A 13,113-nucleotide genomic window follows, 5' to 3' on the forward strand; every position below is an offset into this window, starting at 1 on the left:
AGCAGGGCGTGCAGTCCGCTGTGCGGGGTCCACCGCTCGGCGGGGGTCGCGGTCGTGTGCAGGACGGGGCCGGTGTGGCGGGCGTGGTGGGCGGCGGCGTGGTCCAGGAGGGCGGTGCGGCCGGTACCGGGTGGGGCGGTCAGGACCAGGGCGCCGCCGTCGCCCTCGCGGAGACGGGCCAGCAGCGTGTCGAGGACGGCGAGTTCACCGCTGCGGCCGTACAGCCGGAGCGGACTGTGCACGGTCGTGGGGGACGTCACGCCCGGGACGCTAGGTCCCCGGGCGCCGGTCCGGAAGGCGCGGGCACGGCGGCGGGGCGCCCTCCCAGCGGAGGACGCCCCGTGGCTGTGCGGGCGCACAACGGACCGGTCAGCGCACCGGGTGCCCGGCCTCCGCGAGCGCGCCCTTGACCTCGGAGATGCGCAGATCGCCGAAGTGGAACACGGACGCGGCCAGGACGGCGTCCGCCCCGGCGTCGACGGCGGGTGCGAAGTCGGCGAGCCGGCCCGCGCCGCCGGAGGCGATGACGGGCACCCGGACGTGCTTGCGGACGGCGGCGATCATCTCGGTGTCGTAGCCGTCCTTCGTGCCGTCGGCGTCCATCGAGTTGAGCAGGATCTCGCCCGCGCCCAGCTCGGCGGCTCGGTGCGCCCACTCGACGGCGTCGATGCCGGTGCCCCGGCGGCCGCCGTGCGTGGTGACCTCGAAGGTGCCTTCGGCGGTGCGCCGGGCGTCCACCGAGAGGACCAGGACCTGGCGGCCGAACCGCTCGGCGATCTCCCGGATCAGCTCCGGGCGGGCGATGGCCGCGGTGTTGACGCCGACCTTGTCCGCGCCGGCCCGCAGCAGCTTGTCGACGTCCTGCGGGGTGCGGACGCCGCCGCCCACGGTGAGCGGGATGAAGACCTGCTCGGCGGTGCGGCGGACGACGTCGTAGGTGGTCTCGCGGTCGCCGCTGGAGGCGGTGATGTCCAGGAAGGTCAGCTCGTCGGCGCCCTCGGCGTCGTACAGCTTGGCCATCTCGACGGGGTCGCCCGCGTCGCGCAGGTTCTGGAAGTTGACGCCCTTGACGACCCGGCCGTTGTCCACGTCGAGGCAGGGGATCACGCGTACCGCGAGGCTCATCGCTCCTCCGCCCGGTAGGCCTCGACCTCGACCTCGACGACCAGGCTCGGGTCGACGAAGCCGGAGACGACGACCATGGTGGCGGCGGGGCGGACGGTGTCGAACAGCTCCTTGTGGGCGCGGCCGACCTCGTCGGTGTCGCGGGCGTGCATGACGTACATCCGGGTGCGGACGACGTCCTCGCGGCCCAGGCCCAGTTCCGCCAGCGCCCGGAACGCGACGCCGAAGGCGTTGACGGTCTGCTCGTACGGGCCGCCCGCGGCGATCTCGCCGTCCACGACGGAGGTGCAGCCGGAGACCAGGACCAGGCCGCCGGGCAGCTGGACGGCGCGGGAGTAGCCGAACTTCTCCTCCCAGGGGGCGCCGGAGGAGACCCGGCGCACGGATGCGGGCGGGGTCATGCGGAGACCGCCTCCAGCGCCTCTTCGAGGGTGAACGCCTTCGCGTACAGGGCCTTGCCGACGATGGCGCCCTCGACGCCCGCCGGGACGAGCGAGGCGATGGCCCGCAGGTCGTCCAGCGAGGAGACGCCGCCGGAGGCGACGACGGGCTTGTCGGTGGCGGCGCAGACGTTCTTCAGGAGTTCCAGGTTGGGGCCCTGGAGGGTGCCGTCCTTGGCGATGTCGGTGACGACGTAGCGGGCGCAGCCCTCGGAGTCGAGGCGGGCCAGCGTCTCGTAGAGGTCGCCGCCGTCGCGGGTCCAGCCGCGGCCGCGCAGCGTGGTGCCGCGTACGTCGAGGCCGACGGCGATCTTGTCGCCGTGCTCGGCGATGACCTTGGCGACCCATTCCGGGGTCTCCAGGGCCGCCGTGCCGAGGTTGACCCGGCGGCAGCCGGTGGCGAGGGCGGCGGCGAGCGAGGCGTCGTCGCGGATGCCGCCGGACAGCTCGACCTTGATGTCCATGGCTCCGGCCACCTCGGCGATGAGGGTGCGGTTGTCCCCGGTGCCGAAGGCGGCGTCCAGATCCACCAGGTGCAGCCACTCGGCGCCGGCCCGCTGCCAGGCGAGGGCGGCCTCCAGCGGGGAGCCGTAGGAGGTCTCGGAGCCGGACTCGCCGTGCACCAGGCGGACCGCCTGGCCGTCGCGGACGTCTACGGCGGGGAGCAGTTCAAGCTTCGGCATTACAGCGTCTCGATCCAGTTGGTCAGCAGCTGGGCGCCGGCATCGCCGGACTTCTCGGGGTGGAACTGGGTGGCCCACAGCGCGCCGTTCTCGACGGCGGCCACGAACCGTTCGCCGTGCGTGGCCCAGGTGACCCTGGGGGCACGGATCTTGGGGTTGGTGACTTCGAGGGTCCAGTCGTGCGCCGCGTAGGAGTGCACGAAGTAGTACCGGGCCTCGGGGCCGAGTCCGGCGAACAGCTGGGAGTCCTCGGGGGCTTCGACGGTGTTCCAGCCCATGTGCGGGACGACGTCGGCCTTCAGCGGGCCGACCGTGCCGGGCCACTCGTCGAGCCCTTCGGTCTCCACGCCGTGCTCGATGCCGCGCTCGAACAGGATCTGCATGCCGACGCAGATGCCCATTACGGGGCGGCCGCCGGCCAGCCTGCGGCCGATGATCCACTCGCCGCGCGCCTTCCTGAGCCCCTGCATGCAGGCGGAGAACGCGCCGACGCCGGGCACCAGCAGCCCGTCGGCGTTCATCGCCGCGTCGAAGTCGCGGGTGATCTCGACGTCCGCGCCGACGTGGGCGAGGGCGCGTTCGGCGGAGCGGACGTTGCCGAAGCCGTAGTCGAAGACGACGACCTTCTTCTTCGTTTCCACGTGTCGTTCGCCGCTTCCTAGTCCCAGATGCCTTGGATGCGCAGGACGCCCGCCACCAGGCACATCAGGGAGGCGAGGGAGAGCAGCACGATGACGCCCTTGGGCATGCCCTGCTTGGAGAAGGAGTAGACGCCGCCGGCCAGGAAGAGGCCGACGACGATCAGGATGGTGCTCAGGCCGGTCACAGGGCGCCCTTCGTGGAGGGGAGGATGCCGGCCGCGCGCGGGTCGCGCTCGCTCGCGTAGCGCAGGGCGCGGGCGAGCGCCTTGAACTGGCACTCCACGATGTGGTGCGCGTTGCGTCCGTAGGGGACGTGGACGTGCAGGGCGATCTGCGCCTGCGCGACGAAGGACTCCAGGATGTGCCGGGTCATGGTGGTGTCGTAGGCGCCGATCATCGGGGCCATGTTCTCGGGCTCGGTGTGCACCAGGTAGGGGCGGCCGGAGAGGTCCACGGTGACCTGGGCGAGCGACTCGTCCAGCGGGACGGTGCAGTTGCCGAAGCGGTAGATGCCGACCTTGTCGCCGAGGGCCTGCTTGAAGGCTGCGCCGAGCGCGAGGGCGGTGTCCTCGATGGTGTGGTGCGAGTCGATGTGCAGGTCGCCGTCGGTCTTGACGGTGAGGTCGAACAGCCCGTGGCGGCCGAGCTGGTCGAGCATGTGGTCGTAGAAGCCGACCCCGGTCGAGACGTCGACCTTGCCCGTGCCGTCGAGGTTGATCTCGACCAGCACGGAGGTTTCCTTCGTGGTGCGTTCCACGCGGCCTACACGGGGGCTCATGCGTCGTGCTCCTTCTTCAGTCCGCGCACCGCATCGAGGAACGCGTCGTTCTCTGCCGGGGTTCCCGCGGAGACCCGCAGCCATCCCGGTACGCCGTTGTCCCGGACCAGGACGCCCCGGTCGAGAATGTGCCGCCAGGCGGTGTGGCTGTCGGCGAAGCGGCCGAACTGGACGAAGTTGGCGTCCGATTCGGTGACGTCGAAGCCGAGGGCGCGCAGCTCGGTGACGATCCGGTCGCGCTCGCTCTTGAGCTGCGCGACGTACCCGAGGAGCGTATCGGTGTGCTCCAGGGCGGCGAGCGCGGTGGCCTGGGTGACGGAGGAGAGGTGGTACGGGAGCCGGACCAGCTGGACCGCGTCGACCACGGCGGGGTCGGCGGCCAGGTAGCCCAGGCGCAGCCCGGCGGCGCCGAACGCCTTGGACATGGTGCGCGAGAGCACCAGGTGGGGGCGGCCCTCGATCAGCGGGAGCAGCGAGGGGTGGTGGCTGAATTCGCCGTACGCCTCGTCCACGACGACCATCGACGGCTTCGCGGCCTGCGCCGCCTCGTACAGCGCGAGGACGGTGCCGGCGTCCACGGCGGTGCCGGTCGGGTTGTTGGGGGAGGTGATGAAGACGACGTCGGGGCGGCGCTCGGCGATGACGGCGCGGGCGGCGTCCACGTCGATGGTGAAGTCCTCGTTGCGCGGCCCGGAGATCCAGCCGGTGCCGGTGCCGCGGGCGATGAGGGCGTGCATCGAGTAGGAGGGCTCGAAGCCGATCGCGGTGCGGCCGGGTCCGCCGAAGGTCTGGAGCAGCTGCTGGAGGACCTCGTTGGAGCCGTTGGCGGCCCAGACGTTGGCGGCGCCGACGGGGTGGCCGGCGGTGCGGCTGAGGTAGCGGGCCAGCTCGGTGCGCAGTTCGACGGCGTCGCGGTCGGGGTAGCGGTTGAGGTCGCGGGCGGCCTCGCGGACCCGTTCCGCGATGCGGTCGACGAGGGCGTCGGGCAGCGGGTAGGGGTTCTCGTTGGTGTTGAGGCGTACGGGGACGTCGAGCTGGGGCGCGCCGTACGGGGACTGGCCGCGCAGTTCGTCGCGGAGGGGCAGGGCGTCCCACGGGTTGGCCGCGGGGCCGCCGGCGTTGCTGAGCGTCACTGCTGGGGCACCTTCCAGCCGAACCTGGCCTTGAGCGCGGCGCCGTGGGCGGGGAGGTCCTCCGCCTCGGCGAGGGTGACCACGTGGTGGGTGACCTCGGCGAGCGCGTCGCGCGTGTAGTCGACGATGTGGATGCCGCGCAGGAAGGACTGCACGGACAGGCCCGAGGAGTGGCAGGCGCAGCCGCCGGTGGGCAGGACGTGGTTGGAGCCGGCGCAGTAGTCGCCGAGGGAGACGGGCGACCAGGGGCCGACGAAGACCGCTCCGGCGTTGCGGACGCGGTCGGCGACGGCGGCGGCGTCGGCGGTCTGGATCTCCAGGTGCTCGGCGGCGTACGCGTCGACGACGGTGAGGCCGTCCTCCAGGTCGTCGACCAGGACGATCGCGGACTGCCGGCCGGTCAGCGCGGGCCGGACGCGGTCCTCGACGTGCTTGGTCGCGGCGACCTGGGTGGCGAGTTCGGCCTCGGTGGCGGCGGCCAGCTCCTCGGAGTCGGTGACGAGGACGGCGGCGGCCATCGGGTCGTGCTCGGCCTGGCTGATCAGGTCGGCGGCGACGTGCACCGGGTCGGCGGTGGCGTCGGCGAGGATCGCGATCTCGGTGGGGCCGGCCTCGGCGTCGATGCCGATGCGGCCCTTGAGGAGGCGCTTGGCGGCGGCCACGTAGATGTTGCCGGGGCCGGTGACCAGGTCGACGGGCAGGCACTCGTCGGTGCCGTACGCGAACATGGCGACGGCCTGGGCGCCGCCGGCGGCGTACACCTCGTCGACGCCGAGCAGGGCGCAGGCGGCCAGGATCGTGGGGTGCGGGAGGCCGCCGAACTCGCGCTGGGGCGGCGAGGAGACGGCGAGGCCGCGCACGCCGGCCTCCTGGGCGGGGACGACGTTCATCACGACGGAGGACGGGTAGACGGCGCGGCCGCCCGGAACGTAGAGCCCGACGCGGTCGACGGGCACCCACTTCTCGGTGACCGTGCCGCCGGGGACGACCTGGGTGGTGTGCGGGGTACGGCGCTGGGCGCGGTGCACGAGGCGGGCGCGGCGGACGGACTCCTCCAGGGCGGCGCGAACGGCCGGATCCAGCTCCTCCAGCGCGCGGGCGAGGGCCGCGGCGGGCACCCGGACCGACTCGATCCGGACGCCGTCGAACTTCTCTCCCCAGTCGATCACTGCCGCCGAGCCACGATGGCGTACGTCCTCGCAGATGGGCCGCACCGTCTCCAGGGCGGCTTCCACGTCGAACTCGGCACGGGGCAGCAGGTCGCGCAGGGCGCCGCCCTCGGGGAGGGCATCGCCGCGCAGATCGATTCGAGAGATCACACCGCAATTCTCGCAGACCGCCGCGCACGGCCGGACGGCCGTATCACTGGCTGATACATGCCGCCGCTGTGACGGCTGACTATATGCGTTCATCCGGTCACTCAGAGGGAATAACGGGATCACGCCTCCGAACGAAAGGGGCACCGGTGACGGAGCGGCACGACGAGGATCTCCCGGACGGCCTCAGCGCGGCGGAGCTGGGCATGTGGCAGTCCTTCCGGAACGGCACCACCTACGACCTGCGGACCCGCGACCGGGTCCTGGACGATCCCTTCGCCCCGCACGAGTGGGGCCCCGAACGCAGTGTGGCGGCCCGGATGGTCGCCCGGCTCCTGCTCAGCGGCCCGCCGGCCCGCCCCGGCCGGGTGACGGCGCTGAAGCTCTGGGGTGTACGGATCACGGGCAAGCTGGATCTGGCGGGCGGGCGCGTCGATCCCTACGTGGAGCTGACGGGCTGCCGGTTCGACGAGGAGGTGGCGTTCCCGGAGTGCCACTTCACGACGCTGCGGCTGGTGGGGTGCTCGGTGCCCCGGCTGGAGGCGGCCCGGCTGCGCACGGAGGGCGATCTGCACCTGCCGCGCTGCCGGATGGAGCGGGGCATCCGGCTCACGGACGCCCAGATCGGCACGGACCTGCTGGTCAGCCAGATCGAGGTCGGCCCGGACCGGCAGGGCCGGGCCCTCCTCGGGGACGGGCTGACCGTCGCCCAGGACCTCCAGGCCGAGATGGTGGACATGCTCGGGGAGCTGAGCCTGCGCGGGGCGAAGGTGGGCGGTTCGCTGAGCCTGCGCGGCAGCCGGCTGCGCGCGGTGCGGGGCCGCCGCGCGCTGAACGCCCCGCAGCTGAGCGTCGAGCGGACGCTGTACATGAGCGAGGCGTGGGTCAGCGTGGACACGGGCTTCCAGGGAACCACTCCCCCGTACGGCATCACCACCTCGCCGACCCCGGCGCACGGCACCCGCTCGCAGGTGTTCCGCTGCCGGGGCGGGGTGCGGCTGGACGACGGCCGGTTCGGGGACGCGGTGGACCTGCACAAGGCGGTGTTCGTGCTGGACGCGCACGAGGAGCTGTCGCTGCGCCGGACGGTGACGCCGGAGCTGCGGTTCAACCCCGAGCGCCCGGCGCAGGGGCGGGTGGTGCTCAACGGGGCGAAGGTGGTGACGCTGATCGACGTCTCGACGAGCTGGCCGGGCCCCGGCGGCCTGGCGATGGGCGGGTTCGTGTACGAGAACCTCGTGCCGTACGGGCACTTCCCGCTCTCCCGGCGCCTGGAGTGGGTGGCGGCGGCGACCCCGGAGTACGTGCCGGAGCCGTACGAACGGCTGGCCGCGGTGCTCCGCAACAGCGGCGAGGACGCGGACGCGCGGGAGGTGCTGCTCGCCAAGCAGCGCCGCCGCCGCGAGACCCTGCCGCCGGCCGGGAAGCTCTGGGGCTACCTCCAGGACTGGACGGTGGCGTACGGCTACCGGCCGGGGCGGGCCGCGGTGTGGATGGCGGTGCTGTGGGCGGCGGGCACGCTGGCGTTCTCGCGGTACGACCCGGCCTCGATCAAGGGTGACGAGCATCCCCGGTGGAACGCGGCGCTGTACGCGCTGGATCTGCTCATCCCGGTGATCGACCTCGGCCAGGACGGCTACTGGCGGATGGAGGGCGGCTGGCAGTGGATGGCCGCCGCGCTGATCCTGCTGGGTTGGATACTGGCCACCACGGTCGCGGCGGGCGCCTCCCGGCTGCTGCGCCGCGGCTGAACCGGCCGGCCGGACGCGTACCGGGACCGCCCCGGTACGGCGGGCCGTCCGGCGCCCCGCGGCGCCGGGGCAGATCACGGGCCTTCTGCCCAGGGCCGTTGAGAATCAGCCATAATCCGACCGTTCCTTTACTTCTCCTTGACCATGGTCCGGGCAGTGCGTCCACTCAGCACCAAAACTTCACAGCGCTCCCCTTGGCGCGGCTCCCACCTGCGCTTTCAATGGTCTGCACCATGCCTTTCCTCAGCGCCCTGCTCCGGACCGCGCGTGTGATCCGGCACTCCCCGGTGCTCTCCACCGGGCTCCCCGCCGACCACGCGGTGCTGCTCGACGCCCCCGACGAACGGCTCTCCCCCGCGCTGGTGGCCGCCGCCGCCGGGGAGTACGGGCCGGCCGCGAAACTCCTGGCGACCACCAGGGACGGGGCCGAGTGGGAGCGCCGGGACCGCTATCTGCGCTGCCTCGTCGCCTTCGCCCGCAACCGGGGCGGCTGGCTCGGGGACTGGCTGGCCGCCGCCCCGCGCGACCCCGACGCCCTGCTGGTCAAGGCGCAGCTCGCCGTCGACCACGCCTGGGAGTCGCCGGCCCGCGCCGAGCTGCTGCGCGAGGTGGGCCCGATGATCACGGCCGCCGCGGCCGGCGACCCCCGCGACCCGGTGCCCTGGCGCCTCGCGCTGGACCACGCGCGGGGCACCCAGGCCACGCACACCACGTTCGAGACCCTGTGGGAGGAGGCCGTCCGGCGCTCCACGCACCACTACGGCTGTCATGTCTCCGCCCTCCAGTACCTCTCGGCCGCCTGGTACGGCTCGCACCGCGAGTGCTTCGACTTCGCCGAGCGGGCCGCCCAGGACTCGGTGGCCGGCTCCCTGGTGCAGGCGCTGCCACTGCGAGCCGCGTTCGCGATGATCTCGGAGGGGGCCGGCGCCCGTTCGACCTCGGTGCAGGTGGAGCGGATCGACGCGGCGGCGGACCGGGCGATCTCCCTGTCGGCCGCGTTCGCCCCGGGCGACCCGTGGCCGGCCGAGGTCCGCAACCTGCTCGCGTACGTGCTGGTGGTACGGGGACGGTGGGGCGAGGCGCTGGAGCAGTTCCGCCGGATAGGGCCGTACGCGGCGTCGTTCCCGTGGGCGTCGGTGTCGGGCGATCCGCTGGGCCGGTTCCTCGACGCGCGGGAGAGCGCGCGGCTGCGGGTGGCCTCCGCGACGCCGCTGCGCCACGGTGCCGGACGGGGACGGGCGCGCGGCCATTACGCTTGACCGCTGTGACCACCGCTCGCCTGCCCCTGTTTCCGCTGAACACGGTGCTGTTCCCGGGCCTCGTGCTGCCCCTCAACGTCTTCGAGGAGCGATATCGCGCCATGATGCGCGAGCTCCTCACCCTCGGCGAGGACGAACCGCGCCGGTTCGCCGTGGTCGCCATCCGGGACGGCCGGGAGACCGCCGCCACGGGGCTGGGCATGCCGGAGGCGGTGCGCGCGCCCGTCGAGCGCGGCCCGGCTGACGGCTTCGGCCCGGACCCGCTCCAGTCCCTGCACCGGGTGGGCTGCGTCGCCGACGCGGCGACCGTGCGGGAGCGCGCGGACGGCAGCTTCGAGGTCCTGGCCACCGGGACGACCCGGGTCCGGCTGCTGTCCGTGGACGCGAGCGGCCCGTTCCTGGTGGCCGAGGTGGAGGAGCTGGAGGAGGACCCCGGGGACGAGGCGGGCCCCCTCGCCGAGGGCGTGCTCCGGGCCTTCCGCGGCTACCAGAAGCGGCTGGCCGGTGCGAGCGAGCGCTCGCTGACCACGGGCGCCGACCTGCCGGACGACCCGTCGGTCGTCTCCTATCTCGTCGCCTCGACGGTGGTGCTGGACATCCCCGCCAAACAGCGCCTCCTCCAGGCCCCGGACACCGCGACGCGGCTCCGCGAGGAGCTGCGGCTGCTGCGCTCGGAGACCGCGGTCATCCGGCACCTGCCGTCGCTCCCGGCGGTGGACCTGACCGTCGCCCCGACTCACCCGAACTGACCGAGCGACCCGAGAGAGCGCCCGTGGCGAAGAAGCAGAAGAAGCAGGCCCAGTCCGGCGGCACCCCCGCCACGGTCGCCCTCACCGCGGCGGGCACGGCGTTCACCGTGCACGCCTACGAGCACGATCCGGCGTCGCCGTCCTACGGCGAGGAGGCGGCCCAGGCGCTCGGCGTCCCGCCCGAGCGCGTCTTCAAGACCCTGGTGGCCGACGTGGACGGCCGGCTGACGGTCGCGGTCGTCCCGGTCGCCGGCTCCCTGGACCTCAAGGCCCTGGCCGCGGCGGCCGGCGGCAAGCGGGCCACGATGGCGGACCCGGCGGCGGCGGAACGCACCACGGGCTACGTCCGGGGCGGCATCTCCCCGCTGGGCCAGCGCAAACGGCTCCCCACCGTCCTGGACGCGTCGGCCCGCAGCCACCCCACGATCTGCGTGTCGGCGGGCCGCCGCGGCCTGGAGGTGGAACTCGCCCCGGAGGACCTGGCGGCCCTGACGGGAGCGGTGTTCGCGGACATCGGCCGCGGCTGACGCGAGGGGCCGCGCGTCCTAGAGCGTTTTGTCACCCGGCGCGGGGGCGGGAGACCCGTCCGGCGCGGGTGCCTGGGGCTGGCCGTCGGGCGCGGGTGCCGGGGGCGCGTCCGGTCCCCAGCCGCCGTACGAGGCCCACTCCCCCTCGAACTCCTTCGGCCCCCACGCGGCGGCCAGCAGCAGGTGCACCACCATCGCCGCCAGCGCCCAGGCCAGCAGCATGCCCTTGGCGTGCAGCTCCAGCGGCGCGTCGAACACGACTCCCTTGCCGGCCTCCCGCGCGTGCGCGACGACGTCGTCCGTGGGCCCCAGCCGCGTCCCGACCTGCCAGGCCACCAGCGCGCCGAGCACGCTGCCGAGCGCCAGGCCACCGGTCAGCCAGATCCCGCCGCGCCGCTCGTACCAGAAGGCCAGGCCCGCCGAGACCGCCCCGAACGCCAGCCCGAGCAGGGCAAACGTTCCGTCGGCACCGATCGACTCCTCGCCCTCGCTGTTGTGCAGGAAGACGGCCGATCCGTCGGAAACCAGCGGCACCCGGGGCGCCAGCCACAGCCACAGCAGCCCCAGCAGAACCCCCGAGACCGTGACCGCGGCCGCGACGACACCCGCGCGGCGCAGCTCCTGGCGTACCTCGGCCGGGTCGGTCTCCCGCACGGGAGGGGCCCAGGTGGCCCCGTAGAGCGGCCCGCCACCCCCCTCGGCCCACTGCTGCCAGTGCTGGTGTTCGTCGGGTGAGGGCCGGTGCGGCGGCGTCAGGGGTGCGGTCACCGTGCCATCGTGCCAGGCGCGGGTGAGCCGCGCCTCACCGGACCGCCGCCCTGCGGTACGCCCAGGTCGCCACGGCGAGCGAGACGACGCCGACGACGGCGCAGACCGCGAGGTCGAGGGCGACGGCCGCCCAGTCGGGACGGGCCCCGAAGGACCGGGCCAGCGCCTCGACCCCGTACGTGGAGGGCAGCAGGTCGCGCGCCCAGTCCACCGGCTGCGGCAGCCGGTCGGCGGGCAGGACGCCGAGCAGCAGCGCGGCGGACATGCCGAGCTGGCCGAGGAGGGTGGCCAGCTCCTGGCGCGGGGCGAGCAGCCCGAGCGCGGCGCCCAGCCCGGCCAGCGCGGCGCCGGACAGCGGGACGACGGCGGCGAGCACCCACAGATGGGCCATCGGCAGCCCGAACAGCATGCTGCCGGTGACCGCCGTGACGACGGTGCCGGGCACGGTGAAGGAGGCGTACGCCCCGGCCGCGCCGAGCACCACGGCGGCGGGCGGCACGGGCAGCGTGGCGTAGTGGTCGAGCCCGCCGCCGGCCCGCAGCTGCCCGAAGTACTGGGCGAGGAGGTTGAGCGCGACGAAGGCGACGACCAGGACGCTGGAGCCGGCGACGACGGCCCGCGCCTCGGAGCCGCCGTCCACCACCCCGCGCATCAGGACCATGATGCCGATGGACTGGAAGGTCGCCACGAACAGCAGCGGGATGCGGGCCACCCGGGCGCGGGAGAGCTGGGCCCGGTAGACGGCCGCAAGGGAGGGGAACAGCCGGGCCCTCGGGGCGAGCGTCGCCGCCCCGGACGCCACGCCGATTCCGCTCATGCCTTCACCAGCCCCTTGGTCGCGCCGCCGCCGAGCGCGAGATAGACGTCCTCCAGGCTCGGCGTCGCCAGGGTGAAGTCGTCGAGGGCGGCGAAGGCCGCGCCCCCGGTGACCGCGGCGACCGCCGCCCGCGCCTCGTCGGGCGCCAGCCGCAGCGCCCAGCGCCGCCCGGACTCCTGGGCGACGGCGCGCAGGGCCGCGACCTCGGGGACCTCCAGCGGAGCGCGCTCGCGCCAGACCAGCTCGACCCGGATCTCCCCGGCGACGCGCTCCTTGAGCCCGGCCGGGGTGTCGCAGGCGATGACCTTGCCGCGTTCGATGACGGCGACCCGGTCGAGGACCGTCTCGGCCTCGATGACGTTGTGGGTGACGAGCAGGACCGTGGCGCCGCGCTCGGCGCGCCTGCGGTCCACGGCGGCCCAGACGGCGCGCCGGGCGACCGGGTCCATGCCGGTCGTCGGCTCGTCCAGGACGAGCACCGGGCGCTCCCCGACGAGCGCGGCGGCGAAGCAGGCCAGGCGGCGCTGGCCGCCGGAGAGCTTCTTCAGGGCGCGTCCGGCGATGTCGGCGAGGCCGAGTTCGTCCAGGACGGCGTCGCGCTCGGCACGGGCCCCGCGCGCGGAGAGGCCGCGCAGCCGCCCGGTGGTCTCGGCGGCCAGGGCGACGGTCAGTTCGTCGAGGGCGGTGGACTCCTGCCCGAGGTAGCCGATCAGCCGGGAGGCCCGCTCCGGGTGGCGCACGAGGTCGTGGCCGAGCATGTCCACGCTGCCGGAGTCGGGCCGCATCAGGCCGGTGAGCTGGCGTACGAGGGTGGACTTGCCGGCTCCGTTGGGCCCGAGCAGTCCGAAGATCTCACCGCGCCGGACGTCGAGGCTGATGCCGTCGGTGGCGCGCACCTCCGGGGTCGCGGGCGCGCCCCGGCGGCCCCGGGCCGGGGGGTAGGTCTTCACCAGATCGCGCACCGCGCACACGGTCGTGCTCACTGTCGGCGCCTGCGCTGTCCCCGTACTCACGAGGTACGAGGGTACGGGGTCCGGGAACCGGCATTACGCACGGGGCCGCACCGATCGGACACCGGCGCGGCGCGGCCGGGCGGGCCGGGCGGCCCGGTCCCGGGCACGCCGGC

At 74.1% G+C, this 13,113-nt stretch carries 16 protein-coding genes; 4 read left to right on the forward strand and 12 right to left on the reverse strand.

What is annotated here, in order from left to right:
- From MHW47_RS22080 to hisD, 9 genes are all read right to left on the reverse strand, one after another.
- On the reverse strand, nt 1-260 hold a 260-nt coding region (locus MHW47_RS22080), incomplete at its 3' end, for an AAA family ATPase (protein ID WP_239225526.1).
- A 109-nt stretch (nt 261-369) separates the two neighbouring features.
- A complete protein-coding gene (hisF, locus tag MHW47_RS22085; protein WP_239225527.1) occupies nt 370-1,125 on the reverse strand; it encodes an imidazole glycerol phosphate synthase subunit HisF in 756 nt (251 codons plus the stop codon).
- Complete coding sequence (locus tag MHW47_RS22090; RefSeq protein WP_239225528.1) at nt 1,122-1,526, reverse strand: RidA family protein; 405 nt, start codon at nt 1,524-1,526, stop codon at nt 1,122-1,124. Before MHW47_RS22090 ends, hisF begins: the two co-directional genes overlap by 4 nt.
- A complete protein-coding gene (priA, locus tag MHW47_RS22095) occupies nt 1,523-2,248 on the reverse strand; it encodes a bifunctional 1-(5-phosphoribosyl)-5-((5-phosphoribosylamino)methylideneamino)imidazole-4-carboxamide isomerase/phosphoribosylanthranilate isomerase PriA (protein WP_239225529.1) in 726 nt (241 codons plus the stop codon). Before priA ends, MHW47_RS22090 begins: the two co-directional genes overlap by 4 nt.
- Entirely contained in the window at nt 2,248-2,889 is a 642-nt protein-coding gene (gene hisH / locus MHW47_RS22100) for an imidazole glycerol phosphate synthase subunit HisH (RefSeq protein WP_239225530.1), read from the reverse strand. The genes priA and hisH overlap by 1 nt, the downstream gene beginning before the upstream one ends.
- Before the next feature lie 17 nt (nt 2,890-2,906).
- Nucleotides 2,907-3,074: a hypothetical protein gene (locus tag MHW47_RS22105; RefSeq protein ID WP_199563798.1), complete on the reverse strand. Its 168-nt coding sequence runs from the start codon at nt 3,072-3,074 to the stop codon at nt 2,907-2,909.
- On the reverse strand, nt 3,071-3,667 hold the full coding sequence (hisB, locus tag MHW47_RS22110; RefSeq protein ID WP_239225531.1) for an imidazoleglycerol-phosphate dehydratase HisB: 597 nt from the start codon (nt 3,665-3,667) through the stop codon (nt 3,071-3,073). The genes MHW47_RS22105 and hisB overlap by 4 nt, the downstream gene beginning before the upstream one ends.
- Nucleotides 3,664-4,800 (reverse strand): histidinol-phosphate transaminase, encoded by a 1,137-nt coding sequence (locus tag MHW47_RS22115; RefSeq protein ID WP_239225532.1) that lies wholly within the window; start codon nt 4,798-4,800, stop codon nt 3,664-3,666. The genes hisB and MHW47_RS22115 overlap by 4 nt, the downstream gene beginning before the upstream one ends.
- Complete coding sequence (gene hisD, locus MHW47_RS22120; RefSeq protein WP_239225533.1) at nt 4,797-6,119, reverse strand: histidinol dehydrogenase; 1,323 nt, start codon at nt 6,117-6,119, stop codon at nt 4,797-4,799. Before hisD ends, MHW47_RS22115 begins: the two co-directional genes overlap by 4 nt.
- A gap of 146 nt (nt 6,120-6,265) precedes the next feature.
- Between hisD and MHW47_RS22125 the strand changes: the two genes are divergently transcribed.
- The 4 genes from MHW47_RS22125 to ybaK all read left to right on the forward strand — a co-directional run bounded on the left by MHW47_RS22125 (nt 6,266) and on the right by ybaK (nt 10,402).
- A complete protein-coding gene (locus MHW47_RS22125) occupies nt 6,266-7,867 on the forward strand; it encodes an oxidoreductase (RefSeq protein ID WP_239225534.1) in 1,602 nt (533 codons plus the stop codon).
- 221 nt (nt 7,868-8,088) lie between these two features.
- The gene (locus MHW47_RS22130) at nt 8,089-9,126 is read left to right on the forward strand and encodes a hypothetical protein (RefSeq protein WP_239225535.1); all 1,038 of its coding nucleotides are present in this window, start codon (nt 8,089-8,091) and stop codon (nt 9,124-9,126) included.
- A 5-nt stretch (nt 9,127-9,131) separates the two neighbouring features.
- Nucleotides 9,132-9,875, forward strand: coding sequence for an LON peptidase substrate-binding domain-containing protein (locus tag MHW47_RS22135; protein WP_239225536.1), 744 nt, complete (start codon nt 9,132-9,134; stop codon nt 9,873-9,875).
- 23 nt (nt 9,876-9,898) lie between these two features.
- Nucleotides 9,899-10,402: a Cys-tRNA(Pro) deacylase gene (gene ybaK, locus MHW47_RS22140; RefSeq protein WP_239225537.1), complete on the forward strand. Its 504-nt coding sequence runs from the start codon at nt 9,899-9,901 to the stop codon at nt 10,400-10,402.
- 18 nt (nt 10,403-10,420) lie between these two features.
- Here the strand turns inward: ybaK and MHW47_RS22145 are convergent, their stop codons facing one another.
- The 3 genes from MHW47_RS22145 to MHW47_RS22155 are packed head-to-tail and all read right to left on the reverse strand — an operon-like array spanning nt 10,421 to nt 12,958.
- The gene (locus tag MHW47_RS22145) at nt 10,421-11,170 is read right to left on the reverse strand and encodes an ABC transporter permease (RefSeq protein WP_239225538.1); all 750 of its coding nucleotides are present in this window, start codon (nt 11,168-11,170) and stop codon (nt 10,421-10,423) included.
- Nucleotides 11,171-11,204: 34 nt separating this feature from the next.
- Nucleotides 11,205-11,987: an ABC transporter permease gene (locus MHW47_RS22150; protein WP_239225539.1), complete on the reverse strand. Its 783-nt coding sequence runs from the start codon at nt 11,985-11,987 to the stop codon at nt 11,205-11,207.
- Complete coding sequence (locus tag MHW47_RS22155) at nt 11,984-12,958, reverse strand: ABC transporter ATP-binding protein (protein ID WP_239225540.1); 975 nt, start codon at nt 12,956-12,958, stop codon at nt 11,984-11,986. The genes MHW47_RS22150 and MHW47_RS22155 overlap by 4 nt, the downstream gene beginning before the upstream one ends.
- Nucleotides 12,959-13,113 lie beyond the last annotated feature (155 nt).

The organism is Streptomyces sp. OfavH-34-F, from assembly GCF_022347745.1.
In the GTDB taxonomy this organism is placed as follows: Bacteria; Actinomycetota; Actinomycetes; order Streptomycetales; family Streptomycetaceae; genus Streptomyces.

Bases quoted from the DNA above. Each gene is read 5' to 3' on its own strand.
- hisF (WP_239225527.1), bottom strand. From the start codon at position 1,125: ATGAGCCTCGCGGTACGCGTGATCCCCTGCCTCGACGTGGACAACGGC.
- hisB (WP_239225531.1), bottom strand. From the start codon at position 3,667: ATGAGCCCCCGTGTAGGCCGCGTGGAACGCACCACGAAGGAAACCTCC.
- MHW47_RS22130 (WP_239225535.1), top strand. From the start codon at position 8,089: ATGGTCTGCACCATGCCTTTCCTCAGCGCCCTGCTCCGGACCGCGCGT.
- priA (WP_239225529.1), bottom strand. From the start codon at position 2,248: ATGCCGAAGCTTGAACTGCTCCCCGCCGTAGACGTCCGCGACGGCCAG.
- MHW47_RS22150 (WP_239225539.1), bottom strand. From the start codon at position 11,987: ATGAGCGGAATCGGCGTGGCGTCCGGGGCGGCGACGCTCGCCCCGAGG.
- MHW47_RS22090 (WP_239225528.1), bottom strand. From the start codon at position 1,526: ATGACCCCGCCCGCATCCGTGCGCCGGGTCTCCTCCGGCGCCCCCTGG.